Raw genomic sequence first — 599 nt, 5'->3', positions numbered from 1 at the left:
GTTTCTATAAGAATCAATAAAATGAGTTGAAGTGGTATTCTCAATAAAACTAAAGAGACAAAATTCACAAAATGAAGCTACCACCAAAAATCACAATAGTAGATCACTTTAAAGATTTAGAAGATAAAAGAGTTGAGAGAACAAAAAGGCATAAATTAATAGATATAGTAACCATTGCGATTTGTGCAGTGATCTGTGGAGTAGATAGTTGGGTATTGATGGAGGCTTATGGAAAAAAGAAAGAAAAATGGCTAAAACAATTTTTAGAACTTCCAAACGGGATTCCATCTCATGATACATTCGCCAGAGTATTTGCGAGAATAGATCCGCAACAATTTCAGAATTGTTTTTTGAGTTGGATAAAATCTATCAATAAAATTACAGAAGGAGAAGTCATAGCAATAGATGGGAAAACATTAAGGCATTCATATGATAAAGGAAAGGATAAAGGTGCGATTCAGATGGTAAGTGCATGGGCAACTAGTAATAAATTAGTATTAGGACAATGTAAAGTAGAAGAAAAGTCAAATGAAATAACAGCCATACCGGAATTAATTAAAGTATTAGATATAGCCGGATGTTTAGTAACGATTGATGCG

The 599-nt window shown here is 32.2% G+C and carries 1 pseudogene; it reads left to right on the top strand.

Features of this window, described 5'->3' with window-relative positions:
- Positions 1-71: 71 nt before the first annotated feature.
- Positions 72-599 (top strand): annotated as a pseudogene (locus FJR09_RS24335) (ISAs1-like element ISAsp2 family transposase); the annotation flags it as partial.

Origin of the sequence: Dolichospermum sp. UHCC 0406, assembly GCF_009712025.1 — a bacterium.
Lineage (GTDB): Bacteria > Cyanobacteriota > Cyanobacteriia > Cyanobacteriales > Nostocaceae > Dolichospermum > Dolichospermum lemmermannii.
The sequence above is the reverse complement of the archived record's forward strand: the minus strand, read 5'-3'. Positions and strand labels throughout refer to the sequence as shown.